The sequence below is a fragment of the Bifidobacterium xylocopae genome (assembly GCF_003315615.1).
Lineage (GTDB): Bacteria > Actinomycetota > Actinomycetes > Actinomycetales > Bifidobacteriaceae > Bombiscardovia > Bombiscardovia xylocopae.
Genome location: NZ_PDCH01000003.1, coordinates 61004 through 79636, shown reverse-complemented (window position 1 = coordinate 79636; position 18633 = coordinate 61004). Strand labels below are relative to the sequence as shown.

Genomic DNA, 18633 nt, shown 5'->3' with positions numbered 1-18633 from the left:
AACGGGACTGCTGCCCTTGTGCGCCTGGGCTCTTCGTGTCGCGCGATGGTCACTGGCCGCAGCCGCAGGATTGGCGGATCACGAGTTCGGCTTCCACCAGTTGTACGTCGGGTGTGGATTCCGGCTCCAGGGCCGCCTGCATGGCACGCTTGGCGATCAGGTGGGTGTTCTGCCGCATGGTGGTCAGCTGGGGCCATGTGTAAAGGGAATCCACAGTCCCGTCGAAGGAGACGATAGCGACATCCTGGGGGATGCGCAGGCCCCGCTCGTGCAGTGCCCGCATGGCGCCCATGGCTTCGAGGTCGGAGGCGGCGAAGATGGCTGTAGGGGGTTCATCGCCGTCCAATAGTGCGAGCGTGGCCTGGTAGCCGCCTTCTCGTGAATAGAAGGACTGCATGACGGTGCCGGCCCGCAGATTGGCATCCAGGTGGGCGGCGTACCAGCCCTGTATGCGCATGTCGGTGGAGTCCTTGGGCGAACCGCCGAAGAGCATGTCGATTCGCCGATGGCCATGCTCGATCAGGTGGCCGACCGCCTGGTAGGCCGAATCGTAGAAGTCTGTGGACACGCATTTGCCGCCGGGCACGGCACGGGGCTGGTCCATGAACACAAAATGCGACTGGTCCATGTGGGTTGCCGCGAGTTGGGCGTGGTCACGTGTGGAGGACAGGAAGATGGCATCCATGTTGCGCTCGACCAGTTTGCTGATGGCGTTGTCCTCCAAACCGGTGTCGCTGCGCACGTTCATGTAAACCAGGGAATACCCGTGGGCCATTGCCGCCGTCTGCAGTTCGTCGTAGACGCCGGCGCTGAAGGGGTTGGAGGAGTCGGGCACGACCACACCCATCATCTTGGAGAATCCGGTGCGTAAGGCGCGGGCCGTGGTGTTGGGGTGGTAGTTCAGTAGCTGCGCGGCTTTACGCACGCGTTCCGCGGTGTCGGGCGCGACCCGCCGGGGTCCGTTGTTGTAGACATAACTGACAACGGCCGTCGAGACTTCCGCCAGGCGAGCGACATCCGACCGTGTGGCCCGCTTCCGTTTCTTGCTTCCGGCTCCTGTGCCTACTGCCATGCCAATGCCGCCTTAGGTCCTGCGATTGTTTGTGTCCCGGCTGTTTCCATGGTACTCAACGGGGTATATCTACTCGAATAGAAATGATGCTTCAGAACCGGGAGTGAAGTGTTGCCATAACTTCTTAAGGTCCCTGCGGAACGGTTCCTGTAAAGGTATTCCTTTGTGCTAGTGTCTGATGTCTTCAGGCCGCCCGCCATGGGGGCTGAAAAGGGTGGATCTGTGGCCCTGGTGGGCTTTTGACAGAAGTATCTACACGAGTATACTTTTCTTTACCGCGTTTTCGTCATATGGGAGTACCTGGGGCGACTAACGAAGGTATGGGATACAGCCTACAAAGGAGTGGTTGATGAAGGGTTTTAAATATATAGCGGCAGCTGCTTGCTGCGTCCTGGCGGCCGGGTCATTGGGGGCATGCGGTTCTTCTTCGTCAGGCGGCAAGCAGACGATTGAATTCATGACTATGCAGTCAAGTGGCACGCCGCAGTTGAAGGTCTTGCAGAAACTCACGAAAAAATTCGAAGATAAGAATCCTGACATTCATATCAAGCTCGACCCGGGAACCAATAGCAACCAAAATGACATACGTGTCAGACTCGCAGGGCATAACCCGCCTGATATCTGGGCTACCCATGGCTGGTCTCGTGACAGGTATGCGAATTTCCTCGAGCCGATGCAAGATCGTCCGTGGGCCAAGCGTCTGAAGCCCCTGGGCAAGGATGTATATAAGACCAAGGACGGCAAATTCTATGCTTTGCCTGCCGATATTCAGGTATCAGGCATCATGTACAACGAAACCGCACTGTCCAAAGCCGGGGTTGACCCTAAAAGCATCGATACCTGGGATGCCTTCCAGCAAGCGTGCACAAAGCTTAAGTCGTCAGGCATCACGCCGATTGTTTCAACGCCTAAGGATATGGGTGCCGTAGGTGACATCGCCGATTATATTCTTCCCGGCATATACAGTCAGTCTGAATTGAAACAGCTGAAGAGTGGAAAATTCGATTCGAAGGTCTATGAACGGTTCTCGTCAATGGTTAGCCAGTGGGCCAAGGATGGATATTTCAATGTTGATTACACTTCTGCCACCCCAGATGATATCTCCCGGCTCATGGCCTCTGATAAGGCGGGATTTTACTTCCGGGCGAACGGGAGTGCACAACTGATTGAGTCCTATAACCCGAAGGTCAAACTAGGGATGATGCCGATTCCCTCCGACCAGGGGAAGCCTTATTTCTCTACAGGTGAGGACATGCTGACATTCGGTGTCTCAAAAACAAGTAAATCGAAGCAGGCGGCAATCAAGTATATAGATTTTCTTGCCGAATCGGAGAATCTGCAAGAACTTGTGAATGTTTCAATGAACGATTCCGCATTGACGGGGGTGAAGTCGGCCCTGGGCCAGTTCCAGCCCACATTCGATTATTGGACGAAACAGCAGAAAACCAGGACTGTTCCCTTCTTCGACCGTACATATCTGCCTGGCCTGTATAGCACGATGTCGAAGTCGACCGACGGCCTGATCACCGGACAATTGACGCCGCAAGAAGCGGCGGGTCAAGTGCAGACCGCTTTTGAAAACGCTAAAAGTAAGAAGCAATAGCGTCAGGGCGAGAAGAAAATGAGCCGGGAGTTCACAATATGACAGACAGGGAAGAGACCATTAGTGTCGCGCCGTCAGAGGGAAAGGGTCCTTTGACGGCCGGCACGGCCACACAGGACGAATCTGGCATGACAGTGCATAAGTACCACAAGTTCCGAGGGGCATCTATTAATCTTTTCTACTTGCCTGTCGTAGTTCTTCTGGTGGTGTTCATCATTTACCCGCTCATCTCTGGGGTCTGGCTTTCAATGACAAATTGGGATGGGTATAACGAGACCAAAGGTTTCGTGGGCCTTGCTAATTACAAGACGATGTTCACTGATGCCAACTTTAAACAAGTAATCGTCAACACGTTCATCTATGGGTTCGGCAGCACTTTGATCCAGCAGATTCTTGGTTTGGCTTTGGCGCTTCTGCTGAATGCCAAGATCAAGGGTAGGACGTTGATGCGGGCCATCATTTATTTGCCTGCACTTGTTTCATCGGTGGTCATGGGCATCATGTACTACTTCGTCTTCCAATACCAGCAGGGGGCGTTGAATGCGATTCTTGAATTGTTTGGCATGCAAAAGGTTGCTTGGTTCAATAATGCTGCATTCTCAGTGGCCATTGTCGTCCTAGTCAATTCAATTCAATATGTAGGTATCTCCATGATTATTTACCTGGCCGGATTGCAGACCATGGATCAGCAGGTAGTTGAGGCGGCCGAAGTCGATGGTGCTTATGGGTGGAAAAAGTTTTGGAACATCACCCTACCCTTGCTATCCCCCGCTTTTACGACCAGCGTGGTTCTTAACCTCATTGGTGGGTTGAAGCTATACGATTTGGTTAAAGTACTTACCGGTGGTGGTCCCGGCTATGCCACGAATTCCATATCCACATATATCGGCACGATGTACTTTGACAACCAGACCGCAGGGTATGCATCCGCAATCGGCGTCTTCCTCTTCGTACTCATTGCTGTTGTTACCTGGCTGGTTAACAAGGGTCTTGCGAAATTGGACTGGGAGGGCTGATAATGACGAGTGGAACCACCATGACCGCCGTCGACGGAATTCGCAAAGGAGGACGGGGGCTACAATCGCCGATCCCGGCTGAGAAGTCCTACCGGCGTGGCCGCTGGGCGATATATCTCTTCCTGATTGTGGTTTGTATCTGCCAGCTCCTCCCTTTCTATTTCGCGGTAACAACCTCACTCAAACCAGCTGACGATATGTCCTCTTCGCTGGTGATGCGCACTCATGACTTGGCTTGGGGTAATTGGGCCCAAGCCATCAGCGAGGGTGGCATACTCAAAGCGGTTCTCAACTCTGCAATAGTTACTGTAGCCACGACGCTGCTTGTGTGCGTGTTCGGCGCCGCTGCCGCTTATCCGTTGGCGCGGCGGGTCACTCGAGGCAATAAGCTGATTTCTACATTCATACTTTCGATGATGATGATTCCACCATTGAGCATTCTCGTGCCTCTCTATAGTTTTTTAGTGAACATCGGCGGAGTCAATAATTATTGGGGCATTGTTCTCGTGTTGACTGCTGAGAAATTGCCGCTGGCGGTATTCCTTTATACGGCTTTCATCAAGGCTATTCCGCCTGCGATTGATGAAGCGGGTGCCTTGGACGGGGCTAACCGTTTCCAGGTATTCGTCAGATTGGTGCTGCCAATGCTCAAGCCAGTGACGGCAACTGTGGTGATTATGACCGGCTCCGCAGTTTGGAATGAATATGCGCTTTCCAGCTACATCCTGACTGATCCGGGTGCTCAGACCATAGCTCCACGCGTGGCCTCGTTCTTCTCGGTGAATACGAACAACCTCGGGGTTGCGGCCGCTTCTGCCCTGATAGCAGCGGCTCCCATTGTTGTGGCTTATATGTTCCTGCAGCGATATTTTATCGCTGGTATGGTGGCAGGTTCTGTGAAGTAGCGATTCGTTACCAGCGCGATAATTTTGCTGTCCCCATATTCCCGTCATCGCCAAGTGAATCCCGGCAAGGAAAGGTTTTTCATGCTGTTTCCCCCTGTACCGGTAACGAACCGGACGCAGACATACCTGGTCCTCGAAGACCCCGCGGTCAAAGATGATCTGCCCGCCGTGTGTGTACTTTCATCATCGATCCGCAGCGAGGCGCAGTTATTTGACGGTCCTGTGTCAGGGGTCACATGTACCCCGTTGCTGATGGAACATGCACTCGAAGTCTATCTCCATCCGGGTATCGAAGGGCAAAGGATGATGACTGATGGTGCAACGGCGGCACTGGAGGGGGACTGGTCCCCGCGATTCATTGTGGATCGGGAGCCCGATAAGGACGAGCGTTGCCTGGCCATCCATGCCAGCGATCGGTATTGCGGTCTGGAGCTCACCACCGAAGTTGAAGCCCTGGCCGGTGGATCTTTGAGAATCCGTCACACCTTGCGTAACGTTGCGCCTGGAACCTACCTGCTGCAGACGCTGACCGTCCGTGTCCCCGTGGCCGACGACCAGACCGAAATCCTGGATTTCGCCGGACGGCATGAGCGGGAGCGCCAACCCCGGCGGCACAAGTTGGAGGACGGGGCCTGGGTGCGTGAGTTCCGATGGGGGCGCACGGGCTTCGAGGGTCCGGTCGTCATGGTCGGCACGCCTGGTTTCGATTTCCATCATGGCCGGGTGGTCTGTGTGCAGCCGGCATGGAGTGGGAACACGAGTCTGAGGGTGGACCGTGATTCGGCGACCGCTGCGGGTGTGAGTGTAGGGGAGCTGCTGCTGCCGGGTGAGGTCGCGTTGGGGCAGGGGGATGAATACAGCACGCCCTGGGTGTTCGTCACCGCCTCCGAGGCCGGTCTCGATCCAATCATGCATGGCCTGCATGATTGGGAGCGTACCCTTTCCGAGCACCCCCGTACCCAGCCGGTGACCTTGAATGTGTGGGAAGCCGTCATGTTCGACCATGACCTGGCTAAGCTCAAGGACATCGCCGACCGTGCGGCCCGCATCGGCGTGGAGCGCTACGTCCTCGACGATGGCTGGTTCCACCTGCGCCGCGACGACACGGCCGGCTTGGGGGACTGGTGGGTCGATCCGGATGTGTGGCCCGATGGCCTGTCCCCCTTGGTGGATTATGTCCACGATAAAGGCATGCAGTTCGGCCTCTGGTTCGAACCGGAGATGATCAACCCCGATTCCGACACCTATCGCCAGCACCCGGATTGGGCCATGCGTGCAAGGGACGAGGACCCCCGCCTCCAGCGCAACCAGCTGGTTCTTGACCTGACCAACCCCGAGGCCTTCGAGCATGTCTACGGGCAAATGTCCGCCATCCTGGAGAAATACCGGATCGATTACGTCAAGTGGGACCACAACCGGGACCTCCTGGAGGCCGGTTCCGACGCCCATAGCAGGCGCCCGGCCGTGCACGAGCAGACGCAGGCCTACTATCGGCTTCTGGACCGACTGCGCCAGCGTTTCCCCAAGGTGGCATGGGAGTCCTGTGCTTCCGGCGGTGGTCGGATGGACTTGGCTGCCATCGAGCGGGTCAAGCGCTTCTGGAACTCCGACATGACCGACGCACTGAGCCGCCAGCTCATCCAACGGTGGACCGTGCAGACCATAGCCCCCGAATACATAGGCGCCCACATCTCCCAACCCACCTCCCAACAGACCCGCCGCACCTTCTCCCTGGACTTCCGAGCGGCTACAGCGGTCTTCTGCTCCTTCGGCATAGAGTGGGACATCCGCCAGGCGAGTGAAGCGGACCTGGAGCGTCTGTCACAATGGATAGATTGGTATAAAGCCAATCGTGACTTCCTCCATTCGGGCGACTTCACCCGTCTGGACCTGGCAGATCCGGCCGTGCTGGCGCACGGTGTGGTGGCGCGCGACGGCAGCCGAGCCATCGTCGCCCACATCCAATATGAGGAATCGGCCAGTAACCGCGGGGTATTCCTTCGGGTGCCGGGCCTTGACCCGCAGTCCCATTACAAGCTCACCTGGACCAGCCCGATCGAACCCGAGGCGACCCTGGAGAGCCTGGACCCCATCGGCCCACTGGGCCAGGAGGCCGCCTCAGGCGAATACTTGGGGCGTATAGGCTTCCGCATGCCCCGCTGCCGGCCTCAGACCGCCCGACTGGTTGAAATCACTCGTCTGTAGGTATTCGCGGGAACTCCGCAGAACCCTGCAACCAACCGGGTGCATGCTCGGAGCCGCCGGCCCATCACGGGACCGGCGGCTCTGTCGTGTCCGGTTGTAGAGTGGAGGGGCGGGACCGGCGCTGTACAGCGGATGCCTCCCGATTCGCGGAGGCGGTAGGCCGGCGGCCGGGTCCAGGCCATTTCGGCTATCGGCCGAGACACAGTCGATACGATACATGTTGAAAATCATGGGGAATGCAGCGGTGAGAGTGAACGATACAGGCAAACAGCCCGGGCGGGTAGACCAAGACGGCGGGTCCGTGGGCGGCGGCCATGCCCGAACGGTACCAGATCCTGCGCCACATACAGTGAAGGGTTTCTCCGACCGGCTGGACCGGTCCATTCCCCTGGACATGCAGGACATCGAGCGCGACTACGACAAGCCCCTGGCCCAGGCCTGCATCGCGGCCAAGGCCAGCGTCATTGTGCGCGTGGGCATGATGGATCTGGGGTCGGGCACCGGTTCCTTCCGCGTGCGCGAGATGATGCATCGCGTGGCCTATCCCATGGGCGTGCATGTGCGCGCGGACGTGAACCTGACCGACATCGAGGCCACTTGTACGGATGGTGCCGGACGGATTACCGAAGTGGTGGACCTGCCCACAACCGGCGTCAACACCGAGCGCATCTGGCTCCTGGAGCACTTCGCCGACTGGCTCTCGGTCAACTGCGGGCGCCCCTCCACCTACCACCGCTCCTCGCAGGTTTCCCAGGAGCTGGTGGACCACTTGGGCGAGCTCAAGGCCCACTGGGCTGTGCGCAAGGCCGAGGAGGCCGCGGCCGCCCACGCCGCCAAGGTCGAGAAGGCGCGACGGGAGGGGCTTGCTGTTCAGCAGGGTGTCACGGTCCGCCAGGCCCATGAGCGTCTGAGCCTGATCGAGCGCCGCAAGCCCCTCTACCCCCCTCTCTTCTCCGCGTTCGCCTCGGCTGTTGCGTGCGCATCCTTCGTTTTCCTCCTGGGGGGCGGCCTGTATGACATGGCGGGGGCTTTCGTCGGTGCGGGCATCGGTCAGTGGGTTCGGCGTCTGCTGACGGCCCGGCGCATCAACCAGTTCTTCGTCACAGCCGTGGCCGTGGTCCTGGCGGCGTTTGCCTGTGTGGGAACCTTGCGTTTCGCCGGGTTCTTCGACCCTGTGGCCCTGCGCCACGACACCGCCTATATCGGTGCCATCCTCTTCGTCATCCCCGGCTTCCCCCTCGTCACCGGCGGCTTGGACATAGCCAAGATGGACTTCCCGTCGGGTGTGCAACGTCTTACCTACGCTTTTTCGGTCATTCTGGTGGCCACACTCGGCGGCTGGGCGGTGGCCCGTCTGGTCCGCCTGAACCCCCAGGGGTTCGAGGCCCTGAACCTGTCGCCCTGGGCCACGGGAGGTCTGCGCGCGCTCGCCGCTTTCTGGGGTGTCTGGGGCTTCTCCGTGCTCTTCAATTCGCCCCAGCGCATGGCCCTGGTCGCGGCAGTCATCGGCGCGATTACCGACACTTTGCGCCTGGAGATGCAGGACCTGGCGGGCATGCCCCCGGAGATGGCGGCCTTTCTTGGGGCCTTCCTGGCGGGGATTCTGGCCACGGCTTGGCGTTCCTCGGTCCGGCGCGGCTGGCTCCCTCCGGAGTTGGGCTTTCCCCGGATTTGTCTGACCGTACCCTCAATCGTGATCATGGTTCCCGGGCTGTATATGTACCGGGCCATGTTCTACCTGGGCCAGTTCAATACCTTGAGCGCATTGGACTGGGCTTTCCGCGCCTTCATGGTCATCATCTGCCTGCCGATCGGCTTGGCCACGGCGCGCATCATCACCGACCGTTCCTGGCGCTACGACGTGTGAGGGAGGCGGCTGGTCCACCGCTCCCTTAACGGTCCATAGCGCGGGAGGATATACCGTCTCGCGTCATGGTGAATGCTAAAGGGGTGGACGGTCTGGACAGGGAAGTGCCGGTCCGGCTGGGCTCAGTACTGCATACCCATGGCGGAGCGTACCTCGTCCAGGGTCCGTTCGGCGATCGCGCGGGCGCGCTTATTGCCGTCGGCCAGCACGTCGCGCACTGAATCCATGTCGCGGGCCAGCTCGGCCCGGCGCTCGCGGTGAGGGGCCAGGAAGTCGTTGACCGACTTGGTCACGTACTGTTTTAGCGCGCCTGAACCTGCGTCGCCGATCTCTTCGGCGATCTCGGCCGGGTCGCGCCCGGTCACCAATCCGGCGGTGGTCAGCAAGGCCGATACCTGGGGTCGGTTGACCGGGTCGAAGGTGATGCGCCGTTCGGAGTCGGTCGGCGATTTTTTGATCAGCTTGGCTGTTTCCTCGGCGGTGGCCCCCAGCATGATCGAGTTGCCGTAGGATTTGCTCATCTTGCGTCCGTCCAGGCCCGGGATTTCGGGGGCATCGGACAGGATGGCCGCCGGCTCGGGGAAGACCGGATCCTTGCTCGCGTAGCGCTCGTTGAAGCGCCGGGCGATGGTGCGTGTCAGCTCGACATGCGGCAAGTTGTCCTTGCCGATCGGCACCACGTTCGCCTTGCAGAACAGGATGTCGCAGGCTTGGTGGACCGGGTAGGTCAGCAGGAGCCCGGTGAGGGCATGTCCGGAGGCTTCCATTTCGGACTTTACCGTGGGGTTCCGGTGGAGCTCGGCCTCGGTCACCAGTGAGAGGAAGGGCAGCATGAGCTGGTTCTCGGAGGGCACGGCCGAATGGGTGAAGATCATGGTCCTGCTCGGGTCGATGCCGGCGGCCATGTAGTCCAGGACCATGCCCAGTACGTTGTCGCGGATGTGCTCTGTCGTGTCCCGGTCGGTGATCACCTGGTAGTCGGCGATGATGATGTTGGTGTGCACGCCCCGGTTCTGCATCTCCACCCGGCTCTTGATGGAGCCGAAGTAGTGGCCCAGGTGCAGGCGCCCGGTGGGACGGTCGCCGGTCAGCATGGTGAATTGGCCGGGGTTGGCGTCCAGCTTGGCTTCGATTGCGTTCGAGCGCTTTTTCGCAGCCCGGAAACTGTCGCTGATCTCGTTGCCTGCCGCGGTCACTCGTTGCTCGCTGCCCATGGCCCTGCCTCTCAGCCTCCCCCGCGTACAAGCCAGGCGGAAGTGTTACGGAATATTGCTTTTATCGTAAAAGTCCGAGCCGACAAGCCTGTCGGTGGTACCCTCGAAAGTAATGCAAAGATAAGAGCGCGTGCTTGAAAAGCCGCTAACTGGCGAAGGGGGTCGGATGGGCCGCGGACGTCAGAAGGCTAAGCAGACGAAAATAGCCCGTAAGCTCAAATATCTGACAACTGACACTGACTATGACCAGCTTGCGAAAGAGCTGCGTCAGCGCGAATCCGGGGAAGCGCGGACCGACCCCTTCGAAGTGGTGGAGGAGCAGTTCGGCGCGGGCAAGGGCAAAGGCAAGGGGCACACCGAGAGTTCCGACCGGGAGGCTGATAACGCGGCTGACCGCGTCACGGCCGACCTGCCTGTGGTGGACGATGACCTGGACGACTACGCCCGTTGGGCCGCTGAGGCCGCTGCCAAGGCCACTTCCGGCGAGATTCCAGCCGTAGCCCCCAAGCGCAAACCCATACCGATTCCTGTGCCTTCCGTTCTGAAGCGCAAGCCGGTTGGCAAGTCTGATGCGAAGCCTGCCGCGATTTCCGGCAGCTCGGCGGGCGAAGCCGCCAAGGCTACGGGCAAGTCGCCTGCCAGCGGCAAGTCCGGCTCTGCCAAGAAGGCCGCTGCCGCTGTAACCAAGCCCGCCGCCAAGGGTGCCAAGGCTACGAAGACAGCAAAGACAGCGAAGGCCGGTGCCGCCAAGAAGGCATCTGCTGGCAAGTCTGCTACGACCACTGCGGCCAAAGCCAAGCCCAAGACCAAGTCAACCGCCACGGGTCGTACTGCGCGCAGCAGCAAGAAGAAGGCAGCGCCGACCACGGCCACGGCCGCCTGAGTCCGTTCCCGGCCGCCGTAAGCATAAAGAAAACCGCCGCCCATCCCAAATCGGTGAGGGCGGCGGTTCGCTATACGTCATATAACCGACATACAGCCCGTGTCACTGTCTGAACCCGCGCGCTCACGTTCAGCGGTGTTCCAGACCCTTCAGACCAGCGGCAGGAGCTCGCTCAGGTCGTCCCGCTCGCCGATTGCGGTGATCCGCCCGGCCTCCCGCTCCTCGCTCCAGACGGTGACACCGGCGGCCAGTCGCAGCCACACGTCCGGGTCCAGCTCAATGGTGTCGGGCGGGGTCAGGTTGTGCGGGTCGGAGGCCGGCCCATCCAGGATCTTGACCGCCCCCCAGGGTGCCACCCGCACCTCCACACCAAGTCCGGGTGCCTTGATCTCCAGCAGGTGCAGGGAGTAGCGCACCGCCATCGCCAGTCGCCGTCGGGGTGTCTCCGGATTCACTCCCAGGCGGTCGGCCGTGTCCGGAGTCTGGATAGCCGCCTGCTTGGCGGCGTCTCGCCAAGCAAGAAAATCCCGTCGCCCTTCGTCTATGTCCTCCGCACGTATGGCGCTCATGTCCTCCGCCTTTCGCCGCAACCCGGGCGGGGTTACGGCAAACCCCACGGGAGCGCACTCCTCGTGGGGTTCCTCATAGCACTACAGTCTGTATGTCTTGGCAGTGTTGCCCGCTCCCCTTAGCCCGGCATCCGTTGTTCAGGCATAGTCGCCGGATGCCCGGTCCGCGATCAGTCCAGGGCAGGGCTGGGGTTGGAGTCGGGGAAGGCGGAATTCTCATCCGTGGCGTCGGCCTTGGGGCTTTGGCCGGAGTCGACCTGATCCTCATCCTCGCCGGGCAGGCCCAGGTCGACCGGGGATGAGGAGTTCTCCCAAGGCTCCTCCCAGGGGTCATACTCGGGGTTCTGCTGCTTGTAGATGAAGAGTGCGCAGACACCCGCCAGCAGTGCGCCGAAGAGCAGGGCGAAGAACTTCCAGCCGTTTGAAGATTTGTTCTCCATGTTGGTTCCTTTCAACGATGGGCCGACTACCCGCACAGTCGGTTCTACTTCCCTCCCAGTCTAGTGGAAACTATGTGGTGGTTGCGTGTCCCTTCCCAAGCATTCCGGCTATTGTGGCCCGGGGGTGTGCCTGCCTGGGTGCCCCGGCCTGTGCGGCTATGTGCCGATGGCTGCAGCTGTACGGGATCGGGGGAGCGTCATCTTGAGCCGTCCGTCGGCGAGGAGAGGTTCGCCGCAACTGTTGCGTGCCAGTGCTAGCCAATGCCCAGCAGTTTGGCGGTGCTTCCGGCCGTCTGCGGTGTCCGGGGGAATGGCACGATGGGCCCAGCCTGTCCTCCCGTTGCTTGGCTGTTTCATTCGGGCCGGCGAGTGGCATGGCCGCCGGCTTGTCCACGACGTTGTAAGGCCTGACTGTGGAGGAGACTCGGTCCTGGTGGCCGGCTCAATTCCAACGGTCCGTAACCGCGCTCCCTGACTTCCTCCTGGATGGCGGTTGGGGTTTGCCGTGCCGGGCAGCGGCGGCGAGATCGCCGACTGGCGGTACAGGTTGTTTCCCATGTGCAGGTGGTCGCTGTCGGCGGCGCTGCCAATGTATGTTCATTGACCGCGCTGATTGCTGTGAAGCGCAGGAATACACCGGTGTGACAACTCGGTCGGTGTGGTCCGGCCGAATAATCTGTCGGCGGAAGGCTCCGGTCCAAGGAAGCGTGCTGTACACCAGCGACGATAGTCATGCTGCAGGTTGCTGGTGGTTGTGAACGCTCGGGACATTGGCCATACACTTGGGAACGGCTGTTTTGGACCGTTCGTTTCGGAGCCCGTGAACGCTCGCATACAATGCTCTCGCCCCGGGGGCTTTTGGCTGTCCGGGCGCTGTCATCCTCCCAATCGGTCTCGTTAGGCTGCCGGTCTCCCGAATGCCGGCGGTTTCTTGTGTTTCTGGGCGGGCGCTCCAGGTCCGTGTGCAGCCGCTAGGATGGGGGCATGACTTACGAGGGCTCTCCGCGCGCATCAACATCCCGGTCCTTCAAGCCTCTGCCTGGTGTCCGTCTCCGGCGGCAGCCACAGTACGGGCAGGCTGCAGGCGGTCAGCAGTACGGGCGTCCCGCAGTGGGGCCTGAGTATTACCCCTACGGCGGCCCGGAGCCGGCGGGGGCTCCGGAGCCGAGGGGGCCCAGGCGGCCAGGTCGTTTCCAGGCCCGCCTGCGCTACTACTGGCGGGACGGTGGCCCGGTGGTCACGGCCGTGATTACAGCGCTCTGCCTGGCCGTCTGGCTGGTGGAACTCTACGGCTATTACCTGCAGCCCGGCTTCTACCAGAGCCTGCTGACCCGCACGGCTTTCATCCCCGCCCTGTCGAACCGGATGCCTTGGATGTACCTGAGTTCCATGTTCCTGCACGCCACGAACGTGACCCACATCCTCTTCAACATGCTGACCCTGTGGGCCGTCGGCCCGGCTTTGGAACGGATGCTGGGCCACTGGCGCTACCTGGCCCTCTACCTGTTGAGCGGGATCGGCGGAGGACTGGGCATGCTCGTTTCGGCCGTGGTCAGCCCCGAGGGTTGGCTGACATCGGCAGTGGGTGCTTCCGGCGCAATCTTCGGGCTTTTCGGTGGGGTCCTGGTCCTCTACAAGCGCTCAGGCACGGACATCCGCTCCATGCTGGTTTTCGTGGCGATCAACATGGCCATGCCCTTGTTCGTGCCCGGCATCGCCTGGCAGGACCACGTGGGTGGGTTCATCGCGGGCGCCCTCTTCACGCTCATGCTGATTTCCGGACTGGGGTTCCTACGGGGGAAAAGTCTGACAGCCAGAATGTGGATAAGTGGATTGATTCTGTTTGCCTTGATGGTCGTCATCGCCCTGGCCTGTTATCGCTTAAACCCGATGAACGGCGGTTCTCTGCCTTTCTGACGGAATTGTAGCCGGCGTTCGCCTCCTGGAGTTACACCCATGTAATCTATCCACAAGTGTGAGCAAAGCTGTGTATAACTGGAGGATAGGCAGTGAACATCTGTGGATAACTCGGACTTGGTGGACGATACCCCCCCCCCCCCGTGCATATGGGACAGTCCAGGGGGTAACGAAAACGGGCCCCGCGCAGTAGCGCGAGACCCGTCAAAGGTCAAATGAAGTGATCGCGTCCGCCTACCGCCACCACATGGTCATGAAGAAACCGACCAGGAGTATGCCGAAGCCCACCAACAGGTTCCACTGGCCGATCTTCGGAATCGGAAAGCTGGTGTGGCCCATGGTGGCGGCCAGGTAGTAGACCACAATCCAAATCAGGCCGAGGACCATCAGCGTGATAAAGAGGGGGACGAACCAGCGGGGATTGGCGCGGGTGCCCTTGATGGTCTCCTCAACCCGGCGGGAGTTCTCTTCCTGGCGTTCCACGATCCGGCGCATCTGCGGAGTCATGTGCTTCTTGTCGACGTTCTGCCCCAGTACGGCCTCGACCTTATCCATCGAGATTCCGTATTCCTCGTCGCCGGTTTCGGAAGCGTCCTGCGCCGCCTTCGACTCGGCCTTGGCTGAAGCCGTCTTCATCGTCCCGGTTTCCGAAGCGGCCCCCATCGCCTCGTCGAGCCCACCGTCCTCGGTCTGGTCGGCATCATGGACTTCGCGCTCTGCCATGAGTAAATTCTCCTTCAGTAGTCTATACAGACATAGTAACGGTTAGACTCGAAAGTAACTATATCGCAAGCGGGAGAGAGGGAGCCGGATGGCTGGGGACAAGCCAGGGGGCGGGCGCGGCCGCAAGGGTAGGCCCCGGGCAAGGCATGGTACGCGCGGCTCGGCCGTAGGCACCCTGTCGGTGGCGCTGATCCTGGCGCTCGTAGGCTACATGCTGGCCATAAATGTGCGGGTCAACCGCACTGTTACCACCAGCTCGGACACCACCGGGCTCCTGGAGGAGCGGGAGGACAAGGTCCGCGAGCTGCGGCACGACATCAACCAGATGAGCTCCCAGATCGACGCCCTGAAGAACTTCACCAACAACAAGGATGTGTCCAAGGTCAGCGAGGACGCGGGCTCAGGCGCCATGCTCAAGGCCGTGCGCGGGCCGGGGGTGAAAGTGACCCTGGACGACTCGCCCCTCTGGCAGCAGAAGGTCGACGGCTCAGGCTCCACGCCCAATATCAATGACTACGTGATCCACCAGCAGGACATAGAGGCCGTGGTCAACGCCCTGTGGGCCGGCGGCGCCGAATCCATGCAGATACAGGACCAGCGCGTGCTGCCCACCACGGCTGTGCGCTGCGTGGGGAACGTGCTGCTCCTGCACGGGCGCAAGTATTCGCCCCCCTTCACCATTTCCGCGATTGGACCCACGAGTAAGATGGATGCGGCCCTGGACGCCTCGCCTTCGGTGGGGATATACAAGGAATACGTGGCGGCCCTGGGACTAGGCTGGAAGGTCGAGCACGCGGACAAGCTCGAATTCCCTCAAGCCACCGCCGTGCTTCAGCCCCTTCAATATGCCACCGTCGATGAGAAAGCGCAGCAATGAGCCAACAACCGTCAGATCAAAGCAGGCACCTGTCGCATGAGCCATTCGAGCCCAGCCGGCAGGGCACCGTGTCCAAGCTTGCGGGCCTGGCAGGGGAGATTCTGGCCACCCTGGCCATCCTGTGCGGCCTATACGTGGCCTGGCAGCTCTGGTGGACCGGCGTGCAGTCCGAACATGCGCAGACGCAGGCCCGGCAGTCAGCCTCCTGGACTGCGCCCGCCTCGGATAAAGGTCGGGAGAAGGTCGCGCACAAGCAGGACGGCGAGCCGCCCGTGCAGCCGCAGACCGCCCACCGGGGGGAAATGATCGGGCAGCTCTACGTGCCACGTTTCGGGGCCACATGGGAACGGAACCTGGTGGAAGGCACCTCCGCGGATCTGTTGGCATACGGCGGCATCGGCCACTACACACAGAGCCAGATGCCTGGGCAGAAGGGTAACTTCGCGCTCGCCGGCCATCGTGCGGGCTATGGCGAACCCCTCTCGCAGGTGGACAAACTCCAGGAGGGCGACCCGATCGTGGTGCGTACCAAGGACTACTGGTTTGTCTACCACTACACCTCCAAGAAAATCGTCGATCCCAGCCAGGTGAACGTGATCGCGCCGAATCCGGAGCACCCGGACCAGCCCGCGACCACGCGCATGATCACCCTGACCACCTGCGAGCCCAAATATGCAACCGCCGCCCACCGCTGGATCAGCTGGGGGCAGCTGGACTATTGGGCCAAGGTCTCCGACGGCGTACCCTTGGAGCTGTCAGCCAAGAACAACGGGGGCGTGACTTTCGAGAGCGAGCGTTCGGCTTCGCCGCTGGTCAGGATGGGCTCCCTGCTGCCGGTCATCACCGCCCTGCTGCTGGTATATGCGGTCATCTACCTGGCCGCTCTAATCGCCTGGCGCTTCCCCAGGCTCAAGGCCATGTCTGAGGGAAGGGAACCCCAGCCTTACCTGTCCATTTACGGCTGGCTGAACCGACATCAGGCGGGCATCGCCCCGGTGCGGTGGATACTGATGATTCTGCTCGGCCTGCTTGCGGTGTGTGCCCTCTTCCAGTGGATCTTCCCCTGGATGACGGCCAACATACCCTTCATGCGTGCCCTGTCCAACTATCCGACCATCTAGCGGAGCCGGCCGGACAGGGTCCCTTGTGTGGGGGTAATGTCGTCGGATGTGCATGGTTCGTGAGGCGCAGGGGGCTCCCGCTGAACCCGCGGTGATTCCTCGGACGTTCATGGGCCTGGGGAAAGGGTAAAGAGTACGGCAGGAGGGGCCGGGACGCATGGTCCCGGCCCCTCCTCATACAGGTGGCTCCGTGTTCAGGCTAGGCTGCCCTGGTCCACCAGGGCCTGCACCTCGGGTTGGAGGCGCTCGTAACGCTCGACGGTGGTGTCGAAGTCCACGAAATACAGCTTGTACCAGGTCAGGAAGGTGAAGATGTTCCACACCTGCCGGCGGCCGTCCACCTTGCCGGCGTAGTTGGTCTCCAGCAGGGTAAGGATGCGTTCCTGATCGAAGATGTCCGCCACCCACTCCTCCTGGAAGAGGTCACGCACCTGCCTGTAGTACTTCTCCTCGCGCAGCCAGGACTTGATCGGAACCGGGAAGCCCAGCTTGGGGCGCTTGGCCCACTCGTCGGGCAGGTGCCGGCGGGCGGCCTTGCGGAAGATGTCCTTGGTGTTGTGACGGTTGAATAGGAGCCTGGAGGGGATCGAATCGGCCAGCTCCGCCACTTCACGGTCCAGGTAGGGCACGCGAAGCTCAAGGGAGTGGGCCATGGAGATCTTGTCGGCCTTCTGCAGGATGTCGTTGAGCATGAAATGATGCAGGTCGATGTATTGCATCCGCTTGACGTCCTCAGTGCCCTTGACCTTGGCGAAGTCCTCCTGGTAGATGCCGTTGACCGTCAGGTCATTGCGGTACCCGGGCCTGAGCATGGCGTTGGCCTGGTCCGAGGTGAACATGGTGGGCTGCGCCATGTCGTAGGCGAACGCCTGGCCGGTGTAATACTCAGCCGGATCGGCGGTGTGGGTGTAGAGCTGGACGCGACCCGGGAAGTTGGGCATCCTGGCCAGGGCGTGTCCAATCCCATGGCGCAGGCCCGCAGGCAGTTTGCCCAGGCCATCCGCCAAGGCACGGATGAAACCGTTGGATGAATGATCGCCGTAGTTCAGATAACCTGCGAAGAGTTCATCCGCCCCCTCGCCTGAGAGCACGACCGTGACCTTCTGCCGGGCCAGGCGGCACAGATACCATAGGGGGATCACCGAGGGATTGGCGTCGGGCTCGTCCAGATGGTATTGCATCTCGGCGAAGTCGCGGAAGGCCTCATCGGCCGAGACCGTGGCCTTGTTGAAGTGCAGGCCCTCGTGGTCGGCCAGGGCCTGGGCCGGTCCGACCTCGTCGAAGGGGCCCTCCTCGAAGTTGATGGAGAAGACCTCCTGGGGCTTGAGCAGGGAAGTCACATAGGAGGAGTCCACGCCCTCGGACAGGAATGAGCCCACCGGCACGTCGGCCACGGTGTGCAGGTCCACCGACTCTCGAACGGCCCGGTCGATCGCCTCGACCGTCTCCTGGGGGGAGCGGCGCTCGTCCACGTCGTATCGGGCGTCCCAGTACTGGTGGAGGGTGAGCTTTTGGTCGTGGTACTCGAACCAATGTCCGGGCGGGAAGCGGTGGACACCCTTGAAGAAGGTCTCCTTCAGGTCGTTGTATTGGTTCATCAGGAAGGGCTTGACCGCCTCCCTGTTGAGTTCGCGCTTGAAATTGGGTTCCTTGAAGAAGGCCTTGATCTCGGAGCCCACTATGAAGGTGGGGCCCTCATTGTAATAGTAAAGCGGTTTAATGCCGAAGAAATCGCGGGCTCCCAGCATGGTCTTCCTGTTATCGTCCCAGATCAGGAAGGCGAACATGCCTCGGACGCGCTTCAGGAGTCCGTCCATGCCCCATTCCTCGTAGCCATGGAGCAGCACCTCGGTGTCGGCCTCGGACTTGAAGTCGTGCCCGGCATCGATCAACTGGCGGCGCAGGGGACGATAGTTGTAGATCTCGCCGTTGAAGGTGATCAGGATAGAACCATCCTCGTTGAAGATCGGCTGCTTGCCGGACTTCAGGTCGATGACGGACAAGCGCCGGAAGCCCATGGCCACCTGATCGTTGGCATAGTATCCGGAGCCCAGCTCGTTGGGGCCGCGGTGCTGGATCATCCTCATCATGGCCTGGATGGTGATGTCCTTATCCAGGACCTCGCGGTCGCTGAAAGCGATGATGCCGCACATGCCGGGCTCCTCTCGGTAAGACGTGACGTATAGATACTAGACGCTGGTGGTGTCCGGCGCCCCCGGCT

General features: G+C 60.8%; 14 protein-coding genes and 1 pseudogene. 9 read left to right on the top strand and 6 right to left on the bottom strand.

Features of this window, described 5'->3' with window-relative positions:
* Window positions 1–49 precede the first annotated feature (49 nt).
* Entirely contained in the window at window positions 50–1072 is a 1023-nt protein-coding gene (locus CRD59_RS02555; RefSeq protein ID WP_113853037.1) for a LacI family DNA-binding transcriptional regulator, read from the bottom strand.
* Between the two features lie 349 nt (window positions 1073–1421).
* Between CRD59_RS02555 and CRD59_RS02550 the strand changes: the two genes are divergently transcribed.
* The 5 genes from CRD59_RS02550 to CRD59_RS02530 all read left to right on the top strand — a co-directional run bounded on the left by CRD59_RS02550 (window position 1422) and on the right by CRD59_RS02530 (window position 8668).
* The gene (locus tag CRD59_RS02550; RefSeq protein ID WP_113853036.1) at window positions 1422–2675 is read left to right on the top strand and encodes an ABC transporter substrate-binding protein; all 1254 of its coding nucleotides are present in this window, start codon (window positions 1422–1424) and stop codon (window positions 2673–2675) included.
* A gap of 38 nt (window positions 2676–2713) precedes the next feature.
* Complete coding sequence (locus CRD59_RS02545) at window positions 2714–3691, top strand: carbohydrate ABC transporter permease (RefSeq protein ID WP_201736528.1); 978 nt, start codon at window positions 2714–2716, stop codon at window positions 3689–3691.
* A 20-nt stretch (window positions 3692–3711) separates the two neighbouring features.
* Complete coding sequence (locus tag CRD59_RS02540; RefSeq protein ID WP_113853109.1) at window positions 3712–4596, top strand: carbohydrate ABC transporter permease; 885 nt, start codon at window positions 3712–3714, stop codon at window positions 4594–4596.
* Window positions 4597–4848: 252 nt separating this feature from the next.
* On the top strand, window positions 4849–6801 hold the full coding sequence (locus tag CRD59_RS02535) for an alpha-galactosidase (protein ID WP_236632676.1): 1953 nt from the start codon (window positions 4849–4851) through the stop codon (window positions 6799–6801).
* A gap of 349 nt (window positions 6802–7150) precedes the next feature.
* A complete protein-coding gene (locus tag CRD59_RS02530) occupies window positions 7151–8668 on the top strand; it encodes a threonine/serine exporter family protein (RefSeq protein ID WP_330849126.1) in 1518 nt (505 codons plus the stop codon).
* Window positions 8669–8790: 122 nt separating this feature from the next.
* Here CRD59_RS02530 and trpS read toward each other — a convergent pair whose 3' ends face one another.
* Window positions 8791–9882 carry a tryptophan--tRNA ligase gene (gene trpS / locus CRD59_RS02525; protein ID WP_113853033.1) on the bottom strand — a complete coding sequence of 364 codons (1092 nt, stop codon included), beginning with the start codon at window positions 9880–9882 and terminating at the stop codon, window positions 8791–8793.
* Between the two features lie 166 nt (window positions 9883–10048).
* Here trpS and CRD59_RS08150 point away from each other — a divergent pair.
* A pseudogene (locus tag CRD59_RS08150) lies at window positions 10049–10441 on the top strand (DUF3073 domain-containing protein); the annotation flags it as partial.
* A gap of 473 nt (window positions 10442–10914) precedes the next feature.
* Here the strand turns inward: CRD59_RS08150 and CRD59_RS02515 are convergent.
* Together CRD59_RS02515 and CRD59_RS02510 are read right to left on the bottom strand one after the other, a co-directional pair.
* Window positions 10915–11334 carry a sterol carrier family protein gene (locus CRD59_RS02515; protein ID WP_113853031.1) on the bottom strand — a complete coding sequence of 140 codons (420 nt, stop codon included), beginning with the start codon at window positions 11332–11334 and terminating at the stop codon, window positions 10915–10917.
* Window positions 11335–11504: 170 nt separating this feature from the next.
* On the bottom strand, window positions 11505–11774 hold the full coding sequence (locus CRD59_RS02510; RefSeq protein WP_113853030.1) for a hypothetical protein: 270 nt from the start codon (window positions 11772–11774) through the stop codon (window positions 11505–11507).
* Window positions 11775–12758: 984 nt separating this feature from the next.
* Between CRD59_RS02510 and CRD59_RS02505 the strand changes: the two genes are divergently transcribed.
* Complete coding sequence (locus CRD59_RS02505) at window positions 12759–13691, top strand: rhomboid family intramembrane serine protease (RefSeq protein ID WP_113853029.1); 933 nt, start codon at window positions 12759–12761, stop codon at window positions 13689–13691.
* Between the two features lie 234 nt (window positions 13692–13925).
* Here CRD59_RS02505 and crgA read toward each other — a convergent pair whose 3' ends face one another.
* On the bottom strand, window positions 13926–14414 hold the full coding sequence (gene crgA, locus CRD59_RS02500; protein WP_113853028.1) for a cell division protein CrgA: 489 nt from the start codon (window positions 14412–14414) through the stop codon (window positions 13926–13928).
* 88 nt (window positions 14415–14502) lie between these two features.
* On the opposite strand from crgA, the gene CRD59_RS02495 reads away from it, so the two are divergent.
* Complete coding sequence (locus CRD59_RS02495; protein WP_113853027.1) at window positions 14503–15291, top strand: DUF881 domain-containing protein; 789 nt, start codon at window positions 14503–14505, stop codon at window positions 15289–15291.
* Complete coding sequence (locus CRD59_RS02490) at window positions 15288–16412, top strand: class E sortase (protein WP_113853026.1); 1125 nt, start codon at window positions 15288–15290, stop codon at window positions 16410–16412. The genes CRD59_RS02495 and CRD59_RS02490 overlap by 4 nt, the downstream gene beginning before the upstream one ends.
* 194 nt (window positions 16413–16606) lie before the next feature.
* Here CRD59_RS02490 and asnB read toward each other — a convergent pair whose 3' ends face one another.
* Window positions 16607–18565: an asparagine synthase (glutamine-hydrolyzing) gene (asnB, locus tag CRD59_RS02485; RefSeq protein WP_113853025.1), complete on the bottom strand. Its 1959-nt coding sequence runs from the start codon at window positions 18563–18565 to the stop codon at window positions 16607–16609.
* Window positions 18566–18633 lie beyond the last annotated feature (68 nt).

Coding starts and splice junctions, on each gene's coding strand:
- CRD59_RS02495 (WP_113853027.1), top strand. CDS start 14,503: ATGGCTGGGGACAAGCCAGGGGGCGGGCGCGGCCGCAAGGGTAGGCCC.
- CRD59_RS02535 (WP_236632676.1), top strand. CDS start 4,849: ATGGAACATGCACTCGAAGTCTATCTCCATCCGGGTATCGAAGGGCAA.
- CRD59_RS02550 (WP_113853036.1), top strand. CDS start 1,422: ATGAAGGGTTTTAAATATATAGCGGCAGCTGCTTGCTGCGTCCTGGCG.
- CRD59_RS02555 (WP_113853037.1), bottom strand. CDS start 1,072: ATGGCAGTAGGCACAGGAGCCGGAAGCAAGAAACGGAAGCGGGCCACA.
- CRD59_RS02545 (WP_201736528.1), top strand. CDS start 2,714: ATGACAGACAGGGAAGAGACCATTAGTGTCGCGCCGTCAGAGGGAAAG.
- asnB (WP_113853025.1), bottom strand. CDS start 18,565: ATGTGCGGCATCATCGCTTTCAGCGACCGCGAGGTCCTGGATAAGGAC.
- CRD59_RS02510 (WP_113853030.1), bottom strand. CDS start 11,774: ATGGAGAACAAATCTTCAAACGGCTGGAAGTTCTTCGCCCTGCTCTTC.
- CRD59_RS02540 (WP_113853109.1), top strand. CDS start 3,712: ATGACCGCCGTCGACGGAATTCGCAAAGGAGGACGGGGGCTACAATCG.
- trpS (WP_113853033.1), bottom strand. CDS start 9,882: ATGGGCAGCGAGCAACGAGTGACCGCGGCAGGCAACGAGATCAGCGAC.
- CRD59_RS02515 (WP_113853031.1), bottom strand. CDS start 11,334: ATGAGCGCCATACGTGCGGAGGACATAGACGAAGGGCGACGGGATTTT.
- CRD59_RS02490 (WP_113853026.1), top strand. CDS start 15,288: ATGAGCCAACAACCGTCAGATCAAAGCAGGCACCTGTCGCATGAGCCA.
- CRD59_RS02505 (WP_113853029.1), top strand. CDS start 12,759: ATGACTTACGAGGGCTCTCCGCGCGCATCAACATCCCGGTCCTTCAAG.
- crgA (WP_113853028.1), bottom strand. CDS start 14,414: ATGGCAGAGCGCGAAGTCCATGATGCCGACCAGACCGAGGACGGTGGG.